The 17,835-nt window shown below is 63.4% G+C and carries 19 protein-coding genes; 5 read left to right on the top strand and 14 right to left on the bottom strand.

What is annotated here, in order from left to right; genetic code table 11:
* Nucleotides 1–6: 6 nt before the first annotated feature.
* The gene (locus VFF99_RS17740; protein ID WP_325020253.1) at nucleotides 7–1,098 is read right to left on the bottom strand and encodes a saccharopine dehydrogenase family protein; all 1,092 of its coding nucleotides are present in this window, start codon (nucleotides 1,096–1,098) and stop codon (nucleotides 7–9) included.
* A 134-nt stretch (nucleotides 1,099–1,232) separates the two neighbouring features.
* On the opposite strand from VFF99_RS17740, the gene VFF99_RS17735 reads away from it, so the two are divergent.
* Together VFF99_RS17735 and VFF99_RS17730 are read left to right on the top strand one after the other, a co-directional pair.
* Nucleotides 1,233–1,679, top strand: a complete 447-nt coding sequence (locus VFF99_RS17735) for an Lrp/AsnC family transcriptional regulator (protein ID WP_325020252.1) — start codon at nucleotides 1,233–1,235, stop codon at nucleotides 1,677–1,679.
* 46 nt (nucleotides 1,680–1,725) lie between these two features.
* Entirely contained in the window at nucleotides 1,726–2,064 is a 339-nt protein-coding gene (locus VFF99_RS17730) for a hypothetical protein (RefSeq protein WP_325020251.1), read from the top strand.
* Between the two features lie 6 nt (nucleotides 2,065–2,070).
* Here VFF99_RS17730 and VFF99_RS17725 read toward each other — a convergent pair whose 3' ends face one another.
* The 8 genes from VFF99_RS17725 to VFF99_RS17690 all read right to left on the bottom strand — a co-directional run bounded on the left by VFF99_RS17725 (nucleotide 2,071) and on the right by VFF99_RS17690 (nucleotide 10,717).
* Complete coding sequence (locus tag VFF99_RS17725) at nucleotides 2,071–2,679, bottom strand: hypothetical protein (RefSeq protein ID WP_325020250.1); 609 nt, start codon at nucleotides 2,677–2,679, stop codon at nucleotides 2,071–2,073.
* A gap of 14 nt (nucleotides 2,680–2,693) precedes the next feature.
* The gene (locus tag VFF99_RS17720; protein ID WP_325020249.1) at nucleotides 2,694–6,359 is read right to left on the bottom strand and encodes a pilus assembly protein; all 3,666 of its coding nucleotides are present in this window, start codon (nucleotides 6,357–6,359) and stop codon (nucleotides 2,694–2,696) included.
* 45 nt (nucleotides 6,360–6,404) lie between these two features.
* Nucleotides 6,405–7,040: a hypothetical protein gene (locus VFF99_RS17715; protein WP_325020248.1), complete on the bottom strand. Its 636-nt coding sequence runs from the start codon at nucleotides 7,038–7,040 to the stop codon at nucleotides 6,405–6,407.
* Nucleotides 7,037–8,137, bottom strand: a complete 1,101-nt coding sequence (locus VFF99_RS17710) for a PilW family protein (RefSeq protein WP_325020247.1) — start codon at nucleotides 8,135–8,137, stop codon at nucleotides 7,037–7,039. The genes VFF99_RS17715 and VFF99_RS17710 overlap by 4 nt, the downstream gene beginning before the upstream one ends.
* Before the next feature lie 16 nt (nucleotides 8,138–8,153).
* Nucleotides 8,154–8,522, bottom strand: coding sequence for a hypothetical protein (locus tag VFF99_RS17705; RefSeq protein ID WP_325020246.1), 369 nt, complete (start codon nucleotides 8,520–8,522; stop codon nucleotides 8,154–8,156).
* A gap of 11 nt (nucleotides 8,523–8,533) precedes the next feature.
* The gene (locus VFF99_RS17700; RefSeq protein WP_325020245.1) at nucleotides 8,534–9,130 is read right to left on the bottom strand and encodes a GspH/FimT family pseudopilin; all 597 of its coding nucleotides are present in this window, start codon (nucleotides 9,128–9,130) and stop codon (nucleotides 8,534–8,536) included.
* Complete coding sequence (locus tag VFF99_RS17695; protein WP_325020244.1) at nucleotides 9,124–9,561, bottom strand: type IV pilin protein; 438 nt, start codon at nucleotides 9,559–9,561, stop codon at nucleotides 9,124–9,126. Before VFF99_RS17695 ends, VFF99_RS17700 begins: the two co-directional genes overlap by 7 nt.
* A gap of 160 nt (nucleotides 9,562–9,721) precedes the next feature.
* On the bottom strand, nucleotides 9,722–10,717 hold the full coding sequence (locus tag VFF99_RS17690; protein WP_325020243.1) for a serine/threonine protein kinase: 996 nt from the start codon (nucleotides 10,715–10,717) through the stop codon (nucleotides 9,722–9,724).
* A 79-nt stretch (nucleotides 10,718–10,796) separates the two neighbouring features.
* Between VFF99_RS17690 and VFF99_RS17685 the strand changes: the two genes are divergently transcribed.
* Nucleotides 10,797–11,492 carry a UPF0149 family protein gene (locus VFF99_RS17685; RefSeq protein WP_325020241.1) on the top strand — a complete coding sequence of 232 codons (696 nt, stop codon included), beginning with the start codon at nucleotides 10,797–10,799 and terminating at the stop codon, nucleotides 11,490–11,492.
* Nucleotides 11,493–11,515: 23 nt separating this feature from the next.
* On the opposite strand, the gene VFF99_RS17680 is transcribed toward VFF99_RS17685, so the two are convergent.
* The 5 genes from VFF99_RS17680 to VFF99_RS17660 form a co-directional block, all read right to left on the bottom strand.
* Nucleotides 11,516–13,303: a glycoside hydrolase family 2 protein gene (locus tag VFF99_RS17680; RefSeq protein ID WP_325020239.1), complete on the bottom strand. Its 1,788-nt coding sequence runs from the start codon at nucleotides 13,301–13,303 to the stop codon at nucleotides 11,516–11,518.
* Nucleotides 13,304–13,393: 90 nt separating this feature from the next.
* Nucleotides 13,394–15,604 carry a family 1 glycosylhydrolase gene (locus VFF99_RS17675; RefSeq protein WP_325020237.1) on the bottom strand — a complete coding sequence of 737 codons (2,211 nt, stop codon included), beginning with the start codon at nucleotides 15,602–15,604 and terminating at the stop codon, nucleotides 13,394–13,396.
* Between the two features lie 310 nt (nucleotides 15,605–15,914).
* Nucleotides 15,915–16,418: a glycine zipper 2TM domain-containing protein gene (locus VFF99_RS17670; RefSeq protein WP_325020236.1), complete on the bottom strand. Its 504-nt coding sequence runs from the start codon at nucleotides 16,416–16,418 to the stop codon at nucleotides 15,915–15,917.
* Nucleotides 16,419–16,525: 107 nt separating this feature from the next.
* Entirely contained in the window at nucleotides 16,526–16,753 is a 228-nt protein-coding gene (locus VFF99_RS17665; protein ID WP_325020234.1) for a hypothetical protein, read from the bottom strand.
* Between the two features lie 167 nt (nucleotides 16,754–16,920).
* Nucleotides 16,921–17,127 carry a hypothetical protein gene (locus tag VFF99_RS17660; RefSeq protein ID WP_325020232.1) on the bottom strand — a complete coding sequence of 69 codons (207 nt, stop codon included), beginning with the start codon at nucleotides 17,125–17,127 and terminating at the stop codon, nucleotides 16,921–16,923.
* Here VFF99_RS17660 and VFF99_RS17655 point away from each other — a divergent pair.
* Both VFF99_RS17655 and VFF99_RS17650 read left to right on the top strand, forming a co-directional pair.
* Nucleotides 17,126–17,377 carry a hypothetical protein gene (locus VFF99_RS17655; RefSeq protein ID WP_325020230.1) on the top strand — a complete coding sequence of 84 codons (252 nt, stop codon included), beginning with the start codon at nucleotides 17,126–17,128 and terminating at the stop codon, nucleotides 17,375–17,377. The genes VFF99_RS17660 and VFF99_RS17655 overlap by 2 nt on opposite strands.
* A 20-nt stretch (nucleotides 17,378–17,397) precedes the next feature.
* The gene (locus tag VFF99_RS17650) at nucleotides 17,398–17,808 is read left to right on the top strand and encodes a hypothetical protein (RefSeq protein ID WP_325020228.1); all 411 of its coding nucleotides are present in this window, start codon (nucleotides 17,398–17,400) and stop codon (nucleotides 17,806–17,808) included.
* Nucleotides 17,809–17,835 lie beyond the last annotated feature (27 nt).

The following is a 17,835-nucleotide window of genomic DNA, read 5'->3' as shown; positions in this document are numbered from 1 at the left end:
AAGTGTTCACGCGGCATAGAAGCGGCCGAAACGGTTGGACAGGAAATCGTCCAGCCTTGCCTGCTCCTGCCTGATCAATCCCTTCTTCGGCAGCTTGCCCTGCATCACCAGGTCGACCATCGTGCAGATGCCCGCAGCAGTGGTGACCTGGATGGCCGACAGCAAGTGGCCGTTCACGTGCTGGCTGTAGATTTTCTTGGCGTAGGTTTCCTGCTCCAGCCGCCCTTCGCGCATGCCGCACACGCTCGCAAAGACCAGCACCACGTCCTGCTTGGTGATGGGGATCGAGGATTCCAGCACCTCTTTCAGGATGGGCCGGCGGTCGAGCAGGCCGAGCTGCAGGTCGCGCACCAGCATCTTGATGATATCCCTGTGGCCGGGATAGCGCACCGTCTTGTAGTTCAGGTTCTGTACCTTGCCGGCCAGGCTTTCGCACAGCGTGCCGAGCCCGCCCGAGGTATTGAAGGCTTCATAGTCGACGCCGTCCAGCGAGAAGTGCTCCACCTCCTCCAGCGGCGACACTTCGCGCAATTGCCCGTCGACAATCGCTTCGCAGGGATTGCAGTACTCGTTGATCAGGCCGTCGGTGCTCCAGGTCAGGTTGTATTTCAGCGCATTGCTGGGATAGGTCGGCAATGCCCCGACCCGCATGTGGACGTCGCGCAGCTTGTCGAAGCGGCGCGCGACATCGTTGGCCACGATGGAGATGAAGCCCGGCGCGAGACCGCATTGCGGCACGAAGGCGGTAGAAGCGTCTTCCGCCAGCTGCTTGACGATGCGCGTGCTCTCGACGTCTTCCGTCAGGTCGAAATAGTGCGAACCGGCCTTCCGGGCGGCGCCGGCGATGACAGGCGTCAGGAAGTACGGACAGGCGGACAAGGTGACGTCGTGGCCGTCGATCAGGTCGACCACGGTCTTCATGTCGCCGATGTCGGCATGTGCCGTCGTTACATCGGGGAAGCGCATCGCCGCGACGTGCGCCAGCCGCTGGGGATCACGATCGGCAACCGTGATCTTGTAGTCGCCGGTATGCGACAACAGGTTGAGGATGGCGTCGCCGATCTTGCCGGCGCCGAGGAGGATGAGTTTGGTCTTCATTTTCTGCACTCTCTTGTTGTGTTTGGCATGCAAAAAGTCTAAGGCCGGGCGTTGTCGGAAAATAGCGACCAAAGCGTCGTCGTACTGTATGATTTCACGACGAATCGTCGAAACAACGAGACAAACTGCACAAAATGAAGCCCGCACTCGATGACGTGGACAACAAAATCCTCGCGCTGCTGATGGACGATGCGCGCATGCCGGTGGCGACCATCGCCAAACGGGTGGATATCGCGCGCACGACGGCCATCGCGCGCATCGGCAATCTGGAAAAGCGCGGCATCATTGCGGGCTACGGCGTGCGCCTGAACCAGGAGCTGTATCAGCCGGCGGTGCGCGCCTATGTCGGGATTGCCGTCGATCCGCGCAAGTCGGCGACGCTGGTGAAGCTGCTGGAGAAAATGCCGCAGGTGGAAACACTGTGCGCGGTGAGCGGGCCGGTCGATTACATGGTGACGCTGCGCTGCCAGTCGACCTCGGAGCTCGACCGCATGCTCGACCAGATCGGCGCCACCGACGGCGTGCGCCAAACCTCCACCTCCATCATCCTGACCAAGAGAATTGACCGCAGTCCCGTCTGAGTTTTTCCGGATCGGTTAGACTCGCCCAGATACAGAGGAGCCCTCCATGCACAACATCGCCGAATCCAAGAAGAACCATCTGTGGCGCAAGGTGATCTGGCACACCGATCCCGATGAACATCCGCTGGGCCCCTATCACTCGGCCGAGGTGTATTGCTGCGAAGAGGCGAACGGCTTTGCCGTCTGGTATGTGCGCAAGCTGTCCAAGGACGGCGGACTGGGCGTGCCGGGCACCGACAATGCAGATTACCTGCTGAACTTCTATTCGAAAAACAGCCGCGACGATGCGATCGAACGCGCGGTGCTGATCTCCAACAGCGATCCTTCCGTGGAGAAGGTGCTGCAGAACCTCGACAAGCTCGCGGCAGCCGCGCAGAAGGTATAAGCGTCTTTATCCGTTCGCGCCCATCGTCACGCGGCGCTGCTCGATGCTTTCGAGCTGGACCTCGATCCTGAGCTGGCTGCGCACCGCAATGCGGCCGATCATGCCCGGCCGGAACCTGAGTTTGTTGAAGGTTTCGGCGATCTGCTGTTCAACCTCGTCCGCAAGGAACGAATCCTCGACCACCACCCGGTCGACCTCGCCTTCGTCATTGATGAGCAGCTTCAGGATGGCAGCCTGCGGCGGCAGTCCGGGCACGCGCACCACCATGTCGGTGGCCGTATCCTGCAATATGGCGGGTTTTTCAGTGAGTTCGCTCAGGCGGAAATAATAGGGACCGGTGGGTTGCACGATGGGGACGTCCTCGTGCACGGGAGCCGATGGCAGCGGCGCCTGCCGTGCGGCCGGTCTTGCCGCCTCAGGTGGCGCTTGCGGACTTTCCGTTGCCGGCTTCAGGACGACGGGCAGCACCTTGAGCGGCGGCGCTTCCAGCGGCAGGCCATGCGCCGGCATCGTGCTCGTGGCGACCGTATAGCCCAGTGCGAGGTGGCAGGCGACCGACAGCAGCAAGGCTGCCGGTCGCCAATGGCGTGCGCTTCGAGTGACGCCTGCAGCCATTCCCTGCCGCCATCTCAGTCGTTCAGCGCGCGCCACAGCACACGTTTGGCGCCGCCCGTGCTGCCGGCCGGCGACAGGTTCAGCTCGACCGGGGCGGGCTTGCGGCCGTCGGCGGTAATCGGGTAGATCACCGGCGTTCCCGTAGGCAGCTTGGACACCGTCAAACCGACGATCGGCGAGGTGAACTTGGATGCGCCGGCGACCTGGGTGCTGACGTTGCCGCCGGTCTGGTAGTCGAGCTGGTACAGCCAGCTGTAGCCGCCGGGCTGGCATTCGGATGCCGAGGGCACGATGCTGGCGACGACCAGCGTACCGAAGTAGAGCTGGGGTTCGATTGCCACCCGCTCCCCGGTATCCGGCAGGTTGACGTACCAGCCGAACTTGGTGCTCCAGTCGACCGAGTTGGTGCTGATGTTGCGGGAGGTGCCCGCGTTGCTCACGGTCTGCTGCACCAGGTTGGTGTTGTCGGTGACCGTTGTCGTGCCGTCGTCCCTGATGGCATAGATGGTCTGGCCCGCGCCGTCCGGCAAGTCATCCTCGCCGAGATAACGGCCGGTGCCGAAGAAGACCACCTTCTTGCCGTCCACTTCGCCGACTTCCGGGCCGGCCATGATCGGCTTGCCCGTACCGAAGCTGGCCAGCTTGGTGGCGGTGCCGGCATCCAGGTCGAAACGCCACATGTTGCCGTACAGGTCGCCGCCGTAGGCGCCGATGGCGGTATTGTCGGTGGCGAAATCGGTGGTCTGGATATTGATCCGCGACAGGCCGCTCGGGCTGTCGACCGAGCCCACGTTCGTGGAAATCGTCTTGATCAGCCCGCCGGTGGCCAGGTTCAGGACGAAGATGTAGCCCTTGCCGTCCGCCCCGCCGTAATTGCTGCCTTCGGGGACGTTGTTGTAGCCCGAGGTCAGGACGGCGACCCAGGTGCCGTCGCGCAGCTTGGTGATGAACGGCGTGCCGTAGGTATAGCCGACATTGGCATTGTCGCTGGCACCGAAGTTCCAGAGCGGCCGCGGGTTCGTCGGATCGGTCACGTCCAGCGCGTAGTAGCCGCGGCCGCCCTTGCCCAGCGCGCCGATCAGGACAGTCTTCCACGTGCCGCCGAGATAGGCGTCGCTGACGACGATCGGGCCATCCAGGAAGAAGCGGTGGTTGTTGCTGTACGCCTTGTCGGCCAGTCTCCACATTTCCGGCAGGACAATCGGCGGGACATAGGCCCAGCGCTCCTCGCCGGTATCCGCGTTGAAGGCGTGCAGCATGCCGTCGTTGGAGGCGACATACAGGGTCGGCAGGCGGCCATCTTGCGCGGTCTTGAATCCGCCGTAGCCGGCGTCGGCGTAGTTGTGCGGCGGCGCCTTCACGTAGATCGGCTGCGAGTGGATGATGTCACCGAGGATCTTGCTGCGGTCGCGGAACAGGCGCTCGTAGGTGCCGTAGCCGGAATCGCGGTCCTGGTCCTCGTAACGGTCATGGCCGCGCAGGTAGTTCACCATCAGCGTCGGCGTCGCCGCCGCTTGCTGCGTGGCGGTCCAGTCGTCGTATTGCGACAGCTTGGTCTTGTCGAAATAGGCGAGCTGGGTGGCGGTGAGGCCGCCGGAGCCCTGCTTGAACAGGGTGCGCGTCGTGCCGTCGGCGGTGTAGATGATGCGGGTGTCGCTGTCACCGGTGGTGCCGATCTTGGTCGCGAGCACGCTCGAGGCAGACCAGCTCGGCGCGGTCGAAATGGTGCCGCTGTTCAGGTCGACCGTATAGGCGCTGACTTCGCCATCCCATTGCACGGTCCGGTAGGTCGCGATGTAGATCGCGTTGTCGCCGGTGGTCGGCTGCAGGTTACTGGTTGCCGCCGCCGCGCCGCTGCCGGACACACTTTCGATCGCGTTCAGCGTGGTGAACAGGCCGCCGGACAGCGTCCCCGGGTCCTTGGCGCTGAAATAGGTGCCGCGGCCATTGACCGCCGCATGCCACAGGTCGTCGATCCTGTCCTTGGTGTCGTTGGTGCCGTTGACCGGGTTGGGCCAGTTCTTGGTGCCCTGCTTGATGTCGAAATAATCGCCGGAAGTACTTGTCTTGTAGCCGTCCTGGTAGGCCAGCGTTCCGTTGACGCCCAGGCCGACGGTGAAGGTGGTCATGTGCTGATGCTGCGCCACGTCGTCCACGTTGGCGTCGGTTCCCGACGGCGTGACGTTGTTGGTGCACACGTCTGGCGAGCTGCAGGTGCCCGGCCGCAGGTCGGTGTGATAGTAGTAGTGTGCCACGTCGGCCAGCGTGTTCGATGCCTTGGAGCTGTCCAGCGAGGGGCGCGTGACGCCGGCTACGCCGTCCTGGTCGTTCACGTCGGACGAGCCGTTCATCTGCTTCGGTCCGTAGGAGCTCGATTCGGCATTGGTATTCCAGTAGCCGTCGGTGGAGAGGATGGTGTAGTTGCGCTGGCAGGAATACTGCACCGGGTCCCAGCCCGTGATCTGGCCTGCGTACATCCGCCCCATGCGTGACAGCGCGCCTCGCAGCGGGGTCCAGCCGTCCGCACGGGCGCCATACAGGCGGGTGAACCAGTTGCTGCGATGCGTGGTCGAGAAGGTATCGATCGAGAGGTCGTTGTTGGTGGAACCGGCGCCGGACTCGATGCTGTTGATGAAGAACAGGCCGATGCGGAACCTGTCCTGCTCCAGGGCGGCGAAGGCCTCGCCCACACCCGCCTTCATCAGGAAGGCGCGCTTGCGGTAATAGGAATACCAGTTCGCATAGTTGGTCAGCGCCGCCGCACTGCCCGCCGTGGCCCCCGGCGCGACGATGCCGGATGAAGTCGTCACGACGTCGTAATTGCTGTTGGCCGCACAGGTCGTGCTGTTGGGGTTGGTCTTGTGGGTGGCGTAATAGAAGCCCGACGAGAGCGTGGTCGTGGCGAAGTTGGAGATGCTGACGCTCCTGTTGCTGCCGCTGACCTTGACCCGGGTGATCGCCGGCTGCGTGGTCAGGCCCGCCTGGCTTGTGGGGGCCTTGAGGGTCAGCAGGTTGTCGTCACTGTCATACGAGGCGGTAAACCCGGTCGTGCCGGTCTTGGCATTGATGCTGTCGCGTACCGCTTCGCCGAGGTCGTCGGTGTTGGAGGTGCCGCTTGTGCCGGGCACCGCGGCGGAATTCAGCAGTTCGACCTGGGTGCCGTCGAGCAGCGTGACCTTGACGGAGGACACGTAGTACTTCGAATTGCTGAGCGAACCGAATTCAATGCCTGCGGTGGTCGACGTGACGGAACCCAGCGTGTTCAGGTTGATCGTGCCGTTGGTAGTGACGCCGTCGAACTGCTTCTGGCCGGACAAAAAATAGCCGTCCCGCAGCGCCGAGGTGAAGCTGGCATCCGCATAGCGCGTGCCGTCCGCCTTGATCGGCGGCCGGTAGGTCTGGCCGGGATTGTAGGCCAGCGTGTTGTACTTGTACCACTTGTAGCAGTAGCTGCCCTTGTTGGTGCCGTCGTCATCCGGCATGTTCTCGTCGTCCATCGACCCGGAGTCGTCGAACACGAAGGCGATATTGGGACGGATGGTGGCCGTGGTGGCATTGGCGAGCGGCACGTCGGCGAGATCGGTCGCGGCGTCCGCCGCGCGGAAGGCCATTATTGTGAACAGGCCGGCCGTCAGCAGCGCCGCCTGCAGGGTTTTGTTCGAGATCAGATTGGGATGCATGATCATTTCCTTCGTGACCCGCCACATGTAAGTTCAGTCAAAGCCTCAGCGCGACACAATCGCCTGGATATAGCTCACGTTGTTCTTGTGCCCCTCGATCCGCACCGTGATGCGGTAGAACCCGCGGTTGGCGACGGAATTCCAGGCTCCGGGCTGGTAGGTCAGCATCTGGCGGGCGCCGCCCTTGCTGCTGCCGGTCTGCGCGCTCTCCTCCACGGTACAGCTGGCGCCATTGAGCGCCCCGGTGTTATCGCACAGGCGGTGGATCACATAGGAGATGTCGTTGCCCGCCGCATCCTTGGACAACTTGCGCGCAGCGCCGGCGTTGCTCCAGTCGAACACGGTATACGGCTTGACGCATTTCGAGGGCAGGCTGCCGTTTCCGGTAAGGTCCAGGCAATCCTGGCCGGTGGCGTAGTACCCGCTTGCAGGCACATTGTTTTCGAGGTTGCCGCCATTCGCGCTCAACCAGGTGATCGCTTCATTCACCCCGGTGTCGCCGCTGGTGACGCCGCTCTGCTTGAAGGCGAGATTGCCGGCGATGAGCGTGGATGTGTCGATCGAGCGCACCATGGCGACGCTGGCGAGCGTCATCGCGACAAGCACGATCAGGGCAATGATCAGGACGACGCCTTCCTGCCTTGCTGCCTGCCTGGGCATTGCTGACTTGGCGATCTTCATAAGTTACCCCAGATCACGTTACGCAAGGGAACCACCGTCTCGAATACCTTGTAGCGGTAGCACTGCCAGTCGGACGGGTAGCTCGCGGTGTTGAATACAGCCCAGCTCGACCAGTCATCGACCATCGCCTGGGTGGTCGTATTGCAGGTGCCCGATTCCGGCTTTTCGTACTGCGTGCTGCGCGCAACGAGCGCGATGCGGACCGCCTTGATCCGCCTGCCGTTGGCATTGGTCGGGTTCGCCCAGTCCGCACCGCTGGCATCGACCCAGGCGTTGACGTCCTGGCTGCCGGATGGCGCCACGCCGTACTGCACCTGGAGATCGAAGATTTCGGGCACCGCCGGCTCCGTTCCGTCCTCGTCGGTGAACATGAGCTGGCGGGTCGTGGTATTGACGGAATAGGTGCGCTTGTACAGCGGGCCGGCGGAAGGCGGCTTGAAGCAGGACAGCCGTGCGCCTGTCGTGTAGGCAGGCCAGTTGTTGGTGTTCTGGTAGTTGGCCGGCGGGTTGAACGGGCCGCTGCTGCCCGGGTTGTGCTGAATCTTGAGCGCCTGGTCCTGGATTTGCGTGATCTGCATCAGCGTGCAGCTCCCGGCCTGCGCGACGAGCACCATGTCGCCTACGGCACAGCCCGACACGCTGCCGACATTCAGCTCCGACGACGATTGCGGCATCGTGCTGCGCAGGGAGGTATTTCCCGGCAGGCGGAAAGTGGAGATATCGGGATCCGAAAAGTATTGCGCCGTGAGCGTGTCCGGGCCGGTGCCGCCGTCGGTGACCTTGAGCGAGGTGAAGGAAAGGTTGGAAAGCGGTCCGGCGCCACCGCCGCAAGCGGCGCTGCCGTCGCAGTACGAATAGGTGGTGTTGCAGTTGGCGTAGACCGAGGTATCCATGCCCCACCCGGCCATGCGCGCGTCCTGCTCGATCATGTACAGGGCGATGGCCCCGTTGTTCTGCGCATCGGCACCGGCGGTGACGGTCCGCTTTCCGCCCTCGAAGACGGCGAAGACCTGCATGATGATGGTCATCGAGATCATCCCGATCGCGAGTCCCACCACCACTTCGACCAGGCTGAAGCCTGTGTTGCGACGGTTCATGAAGGCATTCATTTCTTCATCCACTGATTTGGGCAACGACGACGTGCCGATGGGGCGCCGATTCGCCGGGCAGCTGCCAGGTGATGGTGACGGTGACCTGGTTGCCGTTGACGACAACGGTCCGCTTCCCGTTCGGCAGAACGGCGACATCGTCATCTTCCACGGCGAAGTTGCCGAGGTTGGTCCTTGCCGCCCACATGTTGCCGAGGGTCTGGTTCGCCAGGAAGCTGGCATCGACGCGGTACTTGGCGTCCGTCGACTGTTTCAGGTTCACCGCCTGCAGCCCGACGATGGACAAGATGCCCAGCGAAAAAATAAGCATGGCGACCAGTCCTTCGATGAGCGCCATGCCCTTCTGTCCCGATGTTGGAGTCATGCGTTTCATGCCTGCCGTCCTCAGCTGCAACCCTGCGGGTTGTTTGTAAAGTTCAGGGCCGGGTCGCACATGCGGATCTGGCCGCCGGTGGTTATGAAGATCACGTAGCGGCGTGCAGCGGACGCGCTGGCGTTGGTCACGTCGATACGGGTGACATCAAAGCCCAGGTTCTCCGAGGGAATCCTGCCCAGGCCGTTGAAGGTTACGCCGGCCTCCAGCCCGGCACCGGCCGAAATCGCCGTGCCGAAGTGGCCCGTAGGGACCGGGGTGGGAATCGTGGTCGTGCTGATGCCGACCCGCGCATTGGCCGTCGCGTTTTCCGACGTGCGCCGCGCGATCGACTCGGGACAGGTGGCCGTGACGGTCACGCAGCCCACGTTCCAGGCGACCAGGCCGGTACCGTCGGTGAAATCGAAGCGCACCGGCGTGTTGCGCTTGACCGCCTCGACCCTGGCTATCTGCAGTCCGTTCAGCACGGACTCTGCGGCAGCGCGGTTCTGGGAATTCTGTATCCATGCAGTGAATGCCGGTATGCCCATGGCCAGCAGCAGCGAGGTGATGGTCACACCGACCAGCAGCTCGATGATGCTGACGCCGCGTTGCCGTGTGCTTAACATACGCCGCCCTTCTTGATGACCCAGCAGGAGACCGGCGCGGTTCCCCAGCCGCTGGGCAGCGCCGTGGTCGACTTGGCGTTCGCCTGGTCGATGGTGTAGGTGAAACCGTTCATCGTTCCGGTGCTCACGCCGGCGGCCTGCACCGTGAAGGTGGTGGCAGTCAGCGTCGGGCAGCTGTAGGTGAAATCGTCGGCCGCCGGCAACGGGGCGACGGTGCCCGAAGCACAGGCGCCGACATAGGTGCGGTTATCCTGGAAGTACTGCTCGAGTTTCACCCGCATCGACGAGAGGTTGTTGGTGGCCTGCGAAATACGGCCGCGCTTGACGTAGTCGGTGTAGGCCGGCAGCGCCACTGCGGCGAGGATGGCCGCGATGGCGACGGTGATCATCATCTCGATCAGGGTGAAACCGGACTGGCGTGCGAGGGACATGAATTCTTTCTCCGGGGATAGTTTGTGTCTGAATGTTAGTAGAAAGAGGCAAAAAGACATTGCCGCCCGGACAGGCGGCATCTTTCCACCGATCAACGGTAGTGAGTGGTGTTGCCAGGGGGTGTTGCCCGGGGTGTTGCCGTTGTGGCAATGCGGGGCGTCAGCCGCCCCAAAGTGGTGGTTCGGACATGAGCGCGACCTGTTCCCTCAGTTCGAGGATGCGGTCTTGCCAGTAGCGCTGGGTATTGAACCAGGGGAAGGCCGACTGGAACGCAGGATCGTCCCAGCGCCGCGCCAGCCAGGCGGAATAATGCAGGAGGCGCAAGGTGCGCAGGGCTTCGACCAGATGCAGTTCGCGCTCGTCGAACGCGAAGAAGTCTTCATAGCCCGCCAGCAGGTCGGACAGTTGCCGCACCATGTCCGGGCGGTCGCCGGAGAGCAGCATCCACAGGTCCTGGATCGCCGGGCCCATGCGGCTGTCATCGAAGTCGACGAAATGCGGCCCCTTGTTTTCCGTCCACAGGATGTTCCCGACATGGCAGTCGCCGTGCAGGCGCAACATGCGCACCTCCCCAGCCCTGTCGTAACAGTGGCGCACGCCGTCGAGCGCCTGCGCGGTCACGCTGGCGTAGGCGTCGCGCAGCTCATCGGGAATGAAGCCGTTGGCGAGCAGGAAGTCCGCCGGCTCGCGCCCGAAGCTGTCGATCGAAATATCGGGCCGCTCGCGAAACGGCTGTGCCGCGCCGACGGCATGAATGCGCCCGATGAAGCGTCCCAGCCATTGCAGGGTGTCGCTCTGGTCCAGGTCGGGCGCCCGGCCGCCCTGCATGGGGAATACAGCGAAGCGGAATCCGGCGTGCCCGTGCAGGCTGGCGCCCTGCCCGGTCCGGATTGCCGGGATTGCGGGAATCTCCTGCTCAGCGAGGGCATCGACGAAAGCCAGTTCCTCACGGATCGCTTCGTCGCTCCAGCGCTGCGGACGGTAGAACTTGGCCACCACCGGCGGCCCTTCTTCCATGCCGATCCGATAGACACGGTTTTCGTAGCTGTTCAGCGCCAGCAGGCGCCCGTCGGTGCGCAGCCCGATGCTTTCGACGGCATCGAGGACGACATCGGGTTCCAGGCCGGAAAAGGCATGGGAAAAAATTCGGTCCATGGTCGCGATTGTACCCCCGGCACCGCGGGGCGGCAGTGTATGATGCGCTCTTTCTTCCTGCAGCCCGCACCGATATACCATGCATCTCGACGATCCACTTTCCGACAAGGAATTCCAGGAGCTCGACCAGTTCCTGCTCTCCGACCGCTGCGCCGACGACGGCATGACCATGGATTCGCTGCACGGCTACCTGACCGCGCTCGCGATCGGGCCGGAGGAAGTGCTGATGGCCGAGTGGCTGCCGAAGGTGTGGGGCTCCGCCGGCAAGGACGGCCCGAAGTTCAAGACGCCGAAGGAAGCGGAACGGATCACCGCGCTGATCGCCCGCTTCATGAACGAAATCGCGATGACCTTCGAGGTCGCGCCGAAAGAGTTCGAACCGCTGTACTGCGAGCATGAGGTCGACGGACGCACGCTGATCGACGGCGAGGCCTGGGCCTGGGGCTTCTGGGAAGGCATGAACCTGCGCGCCGAGGCATGGGATCCGATCTGGGAATCGAATCTCGCCGACATGATCGAGCCGGTCTACCTGCTGGGCGCAGAGGAAATCGAGGAGGAGGAAATGGCGCTGGTCGACGATCCCGTCAAGCGCCACAAGCTCGCCCTGGAACTGGAGGCGGCGATCCCGCACATCCACAAGTTCTGGCAGCCGCACCGCAGGTCCGCGGTACAGCAGGTCAGGCACGAGGCGCCGAAAACCGGCCGCAACGATCCCTGCCCTTGCGGCAGCGGGAAGAAATTCAAGAAGTGCTGCGGGGCGCAGCAGGATGCCTGAGCATCGCTGACCATCACTAAAAATCACACGCCGTACTGCACCTTCGCGTTCGGCTTGATGTTGCGGGTGGCCGCGCAGATCTGTTCGATCGGCAGTTTCGGCGTGCGGTCAGCTGTCAGCAGCCCGTTCGCTTCCTGGAAGGTATCCGCGAACTGGGTGTAGCAGAAGCCGCTGAACAGCGGCGTCTCGTTCACCACTTCCAGCAGCCGCCGGTAAACCTGGTGGAATTCCTGGTCGCTGTCGGCCAGCGAATAGCCCCACACGTCCTTCACGCCGGGCTCCGGCGTCTTCGCGTAGGTAATGCCGCCGAACTCGGTGAGGATGATCGGCTGGCCGCGATGCGGGTAGCCGTCCAGCGTCAGGATGCGCCCGCCCGGGCGCCGCCTGTCGAACAGCTCTTGCGGATTGACCGCGTAGCGCGCATACAGCCGCTCCGGGTCGCCGTCGTAATCGTGGATGCCCAGCAGATCGGTGGCCGAGGCTTCCCAGCCATCGTTGCCGATCACGGGGCGCGTCGAATCGAAGGTGCGCGTCAAGTGGTACAGGGCCTCCACTGCGTTGCGGTGGGCCTGCGTCGCCGGCAGGTTGGGCACGCCCCAGGATTCGTTGAACGGTACCCAGACGATGATGCAGGGATGGCTGTAGTCGCGCTCCATCACTTCGCTCCATTCGCGCACCAGGCGATTGATCGACTGGTTGGTGAAGCGGTAGGTGGAGGGCATTTCTTCCCATACCATCAGGCCGAGCCGGTCGGCCCAGTACAGGTAGCGCGGGTCTTCGACTTTCTGGTGCTTGCGCACGCCGTTGAAACCCATCGCCTTGGCCAGCTCCACATCCCTGCGCAGGGCGTCATCGTTCGGCGCGGCGAGCAGCGTGTCGGGCCAGTACCCCTGGTCCAGCACCAGCTTCAAGTGGTAGGGCCGGCCGTTCAGCATGAAGCGGTCGCGGTTGACGGCGACCGAACGCAAGGCGGTGTAGGACTTCACCTTGTCCAGCACCTTGTCCTTGTGCCGCAGCGTCAGGTCGACATCCAGCAGCCGCGGATGTTCGGGGCTCCAGAGCAGTTCGTTGCGCGAGTCGTCGATGCCGGGGTCCGACAGCGAGATCTTCCGGCTGGCCTCGCTGCCGATGATCTTGTAGTAGTCGTCGGCCAGCATCTTGTTGCCGTGCCGGATCTTCACTTCGACGAACAGGTCTTCTTCGATGTCGTCGCCGGCGACATAGGTATCGCATCCGATCTCGAAGCCTTCGAAGTGCGGCGTCCAGCGCAGCCGCTGGATGTAGGTGCGCGGCACCCGCTCGATCCACACCTGCTGCCAGATGCCGGTGGTGCGCGGGTACCAGATGGAATGCGGCTCCAGCTGCCAGTCCTGCTTGCCGCGCGGCTTGGCGAGGTCGTGCGGGTCATCCTCGACATACACGGTGACCGTGTGGCGCGTGCCGTCCTTCAGGTAGTCGGTGACGTCGGCGTAGAAGGAACTGTGGCCGCCTTCATGGTCCGCCACGCGATGCCCGTTGACCCAGACGCGCGCCCTGTAGTCCACCGCGCCGAAGTGGAGCAGCACCCTTTGGCCATCGGCCGAGATGTCGAACTCGCGCTGGTACCAGCATGCCCGGTGGAATCCTCGGTCGCCGATGCCGCTGGCCTGCGATTCGGGCGGGTACGGGACGGTGATCTCGTGCGTCCACTGAATGGCATCGCTCGGCCGCCGGTATTTCTTTTCATCATCGAAGGTGAATTTCCACTGGCCGTTCAGGGATTGCCAGTGTTCGCGTACCAGTTGCGGGCGCGGGTATGCATACTCAGCCATGCCGTTTCCTCTCTGCGGACAATACCCGGGTTGGAGTATTTCAATGCATCGCTGTTCCCACCGGAGAAAGAAGAATTGCAGGCGTGCCGCTCAGGCCGCTACCCGCCCGGCCGGTCCGTCGTTCCAGGCCACCGCGTTTTCCCGAACGTAACGCTCGACGGCGGCGGTAAAACTGGGCAGGATCAATCCCCGCTCGCTTGTCAGCGCCGTCATGCCGCGCCCGCCGCCCCGCGTCATGCGGATGGCCGAGGTATCCATGCCCGCTTCGCGGGCGGCCCGCTCGGCAAATTCGTACCACGAAGTCGTCCCCTGATTGGCGAGATGCCAGACACCGTTGACACGGTCGATCAGGAGGTCGAGCGTGGCGTGCGCAAGGTCCGGCACATAGGTCGGCGATATTACCGAATCGCCGCACGCTTCGATGGTGCGTCCTGCGGCAAGGTCGCGCAAGACCATATGCACGAAGTTGTACCTGTCCCAGGGGCCGAAGAAGGCGCTGGTGCGCACCACGAGCGCGTCCGGGAAGGCGTGCATGACGCGCCGTTCGGCTTCGGCCTTGCTCGAGCCGTAGACGCACAGCGGCGACACGCGATCGCTTTCCACGTAGGCGCGCCCCAGGCTGCCGTCGAAGACGAGATCGGACGAGAACGTGACGTAGGGAATGCCGAGCCTGGCGCAGGCCCGCGCAAGCAATTCGGCGCCGGCCGCATTCTCGCGGAAGCAGCGTTCCGACTCGCGCGCCGCATCGGCCACGCGCACATAGCCCGCCGCATTGATCACCGCCCACGGCCGCCGGCTGGCCAACGCCCTCTCCACGGACGCTTCGTCGGCAATGTCCATGTCGGCCCGGGTCAGCAGGTCGTGCGCGAGGCCGCGGTGCGCGCAGACACGCGACAGTCCCTGGCCAAGGGTGCCGGTGCCGCCGGTGATCACCAGCTTGCGATGTGAAGTTTTCATGATGTCGGGTGCGACCGCCACATTCGGCGGCGTGGAGAAGAAACGGTCTTTGCGCTGCCACCAGCCCGCCCCGTCGAGGACAGGATGGTCGAAGCTGCCGGTGGCGGCAAGCGAGGAAACGGCATGGGCCAGCGCGGTCGGCCGCACCGAATTGCCCCGTACATCGAAGACACCGCTTTCATAGAAGCCGTTGTCCTGCATCAGGAGCGAATTCCAGTCGACGCATCCGAACAGCGACCAGACGGTAAGAGCCCGGATGTCGACCCCTTCGCTGCGCACGGTCTGCGCGGCCTGCCACATTTCCCGCAGCCAGCGCAGCTGGTCGTCGCGCGAGCCGCCGAGATGTGCCTCGGTCACGGCGATGGGCAGCCCGTAGCGCTCCCATACTTCACGCAGCCGTGCCGCGGGGCCGGTCAATCCGTCGGCATGGAAGGCACGGGTTGCGTGCACATCCACATAGGGCACCCCGTCCACCCGGAACGGCTCCGGATAGTCGCGCTTGCGGCGGTCGAGGAAGCGCTCGCTCGTTACGTAGTGGTTGATGCCAACGATGTCGGGGATGCACGGCTCGTCAAGGAAGCGCGCCATGTGCCGGGGAGTGAAGCCGGCCTTGAGGAATTCTCCGTACCAAGAGTGCGCGGGCCCGATGCGGCCGCACAGCAGGTCGAACCCCAGCCAGCGCCGTTCGTTCTCGTAATCCGCCTGGTGCTGCAGATCGGGCAGCGAAAAGGTCTTGCCCATGTCTTCCGTCTGCACCAGGAGCGCCGCCGGATTGATGCGGCGGATGGCTTGCATGGACAATGCGACGCCCAGGCACTCGTGGTACAGCGCGCGCAGCATGGTGGGGATGTCGCGGCCGTGCGGATACCAGTGGCCATACAGGCCGCTGAAGCGCGCGGTGGTCAGCGGCTCGTTGACCGGGGTGTACATCGATATCCAGGGATAGCGCCGTGCGACGCGCTCGGCATGCCGGGCAAGCAGCGCCGGGAATTCCGGATCGAGGAGGCTGGTGTAGACCGGCCCGCTGCCATGGTGCACAAGCCCGGCGATGGGGGCGATGCCCAGCTCGCGCAGCCGTGACAGCCGCTGGTCATGCCAGTGCCATTCCTCCTCGTCCGGGTGGGTTGGCGACACCGCTTCCCACAGGACCGGATAGCGCAGCGTCCGGATGCCGAGGGCGGCAATGGCATCGAGGTCCTCGATACGGTGCTTGTGTCCGGTTTCGGCAAGCTGGTCGCGGTAGCGGTCGCCGATGCGGACAACAGTGCACTCGACGCCGCCCCACAGCGCCAGCGGAGCCATCGCCGGATGCGTCGGGGAAGAAAGGACACGGGAAGAGTTCATAGGCAGGCAGAAATTCAGAAAGGAACGGGACGACAGGCCAGGTGCGCCTGGCGGGCTGGGCCTGGCCAGTAATGCGGGATGACAAGGGCTGGATGACCCTGTTCGTATTCGTGATTCTCTGGCCAGGCTTGTCGATTGAACGTACCGTGCTGACCGGGCGTGCCGGGAATTGTTCCCTTGATAAGCAGACCCTACTGAGCCATGTCATGGAAGGCGCTTGAGGATGGCGCGCGGCGTTGCGTGGCAGCAAGCAAAAAAGCCGTCCGGGGCCGGGGGCCAGGGCGGACGGCGGATGTCGATGGCAGGAAATTCAGCGCGGCGTGACGGAAACGCGCACGCGCATGCGCTCGCCGGGATCGTAGGGCATGACGGTCGAATAATGGCGGCCGTGATATTCGTACGTCACCGCATAGCCGTTGGGGCGGCTTTGCCAGTTGTCCACCATGCGGCATTGCTGGACCGGCTGATGATCGGTCATTACCGCGCCGTCGCGGTTCTCCATGCGGTCGCCGACGATCGCGCCGGCGATCGCGCCGGCTGCGGTCGCTGCTGTGCGTCCGCTGCCGCCACCCACCTGATTGCCGATGATCCCGCCGGCGAGGCCGCCGATGATGGAGCCGCCCATGCCACGCTGCTGATGGCGTTGCACCGGGACGTATTCGGTGCGGCATTCCTGCTGCGGATAATTGACCTGTTCAAGCTGCGGCGTCACGCTCAGTACGCGCGCAAAGTCGTCATAGTCCGCCGCCGACGCAGCAGACAGCGTGCAAATGGAAACGAGGGAAACCAGCAGTCCCGCTCGCGCCTTGTTCATGTGTTCCTCCCGAAAACCGCCACTTGCTGTGGCAGTCGGTTAACGCGGGGAGGATGCAAACGAGATACAGCAGATGTGTAACGAAGTGTATCAGCGCAGGCCTGGCATCAGATCGAGGTATCGCGCTGCACGCCCGCCGCCCGGGTGAGCTGCACCAGCAAGGCTCCCTTCACCATCGACAAGGCGAGGTTACTGCCCATGCGAAATCCCTGCATGGCAGCCTCGTCCATGAGCGCAAGCACTTCCTCGTGCGCAAGGTTGTGATAATCGGCGCGTGCATAGAGCACTTCGCGATTCCTGGTATTGATGTCGTTGGCTATCTCTTCCGGGGTCATATTCCTGCTCCTGCCAGTCTGTTTTGGACAGCTTCAGGGTCAGAGTAAGCTTGGATTTCAGACAACATCCTGCGGTAACCGCTGTTGCGCGCGCGGCTCTATTGTCGTAGCTCAAGCATCGTGAAAAGACAGTTGCGAACGGTCACGACAGACCGGCGGCCGCGTGCTCAGGCGGCAGGATTATTGAAGACTTCCTCTTCAACGCGATAGTCGTCCGCGCAGGTCTTGCTGCAGAAGCGGCGCACATTGTCGAGCGGCTGGTTGCAGTACCAGCAGGCTCCCTTCGGCTTCAGGTCGGCGAGGCTCCCGGACGTTACCGCCTTTGGCGTTCCGGCAGGTACAGTGGGTTCGTCATTCTGGTCTGCATCATTCATGATTCAGCCGCCGTCAAAGAGGACTGGGGCAGGCTTGCGCAGAGTGCGGAGCAAGCCCGGACGAGTTGAGAAGTATGGCAAAAAAACCGGCGGCGTGCTGAAAAAAACTGGCAGCGCTTGCGGTGAACGCTTACCCTCCGTTCAGCCTTTCCCCGGCGCGATCAAGCACCGTTTTACTGATGTTTCCACACTGAACTTTTTCGCGCCGCGCCGCGTCAAAGAAGGCCATCAAGAAACACCCACAACATAACGCGACGCCCGGGAGGTAGTGTGTCAGCAGTTCCAGAGTCAGAAAATTCGGTTTCCAGCGTCAGTACGCCCAAGCCGGAGGCGTTCGAGATCCGCGAAGGGGACTGGAAGGCTTATCTTCGATGCATCGCTCGCTGCAAGGACGACAAGAGCATCGTCGAGCGCTATGGCAGCGTTTCCGAATACAAGCGCGCCTGCGCCCTAGCCTATCTCGGCAAGCGGGCGCAGCTGCATGGCGGCGTCTGCAGCACGCGGCATCCGCACATCATGACGGCGCAGTTCATCAACGACCTTGAAGCGAGCAACAGGACCATCCGATACAGCCGCTACCCCTGGCTGCGCTCGCTGATGAACCTGCTGGCCGAGATCGAACAGATCCAGGACCAGATTTCCACGAACAACGTGATCACGCTGGTGCCTTCCAGCAAATAAGCGGCCAAGAAAAAAATGCCCGCCTGC

Source organism: Noviherbaspirillum sp., from assembly GCF_035654295.1.
Taxonomy (GTDB): domain Bacteria; phylum Pseudomonadota; class Gammaproteobacteria; order Burkholderiales; family Burkholderiaceae_D; genus Noviherbaspirillum.
The sequence above is the reverse complement of the archived record's forward strand: the minus strand, read 5'-3'. Positions and strand labels throughout refer to the sequence as shown.

What these genes read in the sequence shown, in the direction of transcription:
- VFF99_RS17740 (WP_325020253.1), bottom strand. Translation starts at nt 1,098, where the DNA reads ATGAAGACCAAACTCATCCTCCTCGGCGCCGGCAAGATCGGCGACGCC.
- VFF99_RS17735 (WP_325020252.1), top strand. Translation starts at nt 1,233, where the DNA reads ATGAAGCCCGCACTCGATGACGTGGACAACAAAATCCTCGCGCTGCTG.
- VFF99_RS17730 (WP_325020251.1), top strand. Translation starts at nt 1,726, where the DNA reads ATGCACAACATCGCCGAATCCAAGAAGAACCATCTGTGGCGCAAGGTG.
- VFF99_RS17725 (WP_325020250.1), bottom strand. Translation starts at nt 2,679, where the DNA reads ATGGCTGCAGGCGTCACTCGAAGCGCACGCCATTGGCGACCGGCAGCC.
- VFF99_RS17720 (WP_325020249.1), bottom strand. Translation starts at nt 6,359, where the DNA reads ATGCATCCCAATCTGATCTCGAACAAAACCCTGCAGGCGGCGCTGCTG.
- VFF99_RS17715 (WP_325020248.1), bottom strand. Translation starts at nt 7,040, where the DNA reads ATGAAGATCGCCAAGTCAGCAATGCCCAGGCAGGCAGCAAGGCAGGAA.
- VFF99_RS17710 (WP_325020247.1), bottom strand. Translation starts at nt 8,137, where the DNA reads ATGAACCGTCGCAACACAGGCTTCAGCCTGGTCGAAGTGGTGGTGGGA.
- VFF99_RS17705 (WP_325020246.1), bottom strand. Translation starts at nt 8,522, where the DNA reads ATGAAACGCATGACTCCAACATCGGGACAGAAGGGCATGGCGCTCATC.
- VFF99_RS17700 (WP_325020245.1), bottom strand. Translation starts at nt 9,130, where the DNA reads ATGTTAAGCACACGGCAACGCGGCGTCAGCATCATCGAGCTGCTGGTC.
- VFF99_RS17695 (WP_325020244.1), bottom strand. Translation starts at nt 9,561, where the DNA reads ATGTCCCTCGCACGCCAGTCCGGTTTCACCCTGATCGAGATGATGATC.
- VFF99_RS17690 (WP_325020243.1), bottom strand. Translation starts at nt 10,717, where the DNA reads ATGGACCGAATTTTTTCCCATGCCTTTTCCGGCCTGGAACCCGATGTC.
- VFF99_RS17685 (WP_325020241.1), top strand. Translation starts at nt 10,797, where the DNA reads ATGCATCTCGACGATCCACTTTCCGACAAGGAATTCCAGGAGCTCGAC.
- VFF99_RS17680 (WP_325020239.1), bottom strand. Translation starts at nt 13,303, where the DNA reads ATGGCTGAGTATGCATACCCGCGCCCGCAACTGGTACGCGAACACTGG.
- VFF99_RS17675 (WP_325020237.1), bottom strand. Translation starts at nt 15,604, where the DNA reads ATGAACTCTTCCCGTGTCCTTTCTTCCCCGACGCATCCGGCGATGGCT.
- VFF99_RS17670 (WP_325020236.1), bottom strand. Translation starts at nt 16,418, where the DNA reads ATGAACAAGGCGCGAGCGGGACTGCTGGTTTCCCTCGTTTCCATTTGC.
- VFF99_RS17665 (WP_325020234.1), bottom strand. Translation starts at nt 16,753, where the DNA reads ATGACCCCGGAAGAGATAGCCAACGACATCAATACCAGGAATCGCGAA.
- VFF99_RS17655 (WP_325020230.1), top strand. Translation starts at nt 17,126, where the DNA reads ATGATTCAGCCGCCGTCAAAGAGGACTGGGGCAGGCTTGCGCAGAGTG.
- VFF99_RS17660 (WP_325020232.1), bottom strand. Translation starts at nt 17,127, where the DNA reads ATGAATGATGCAGACCAGAATGACGAACCCACTGTACCTGCCGGAACG.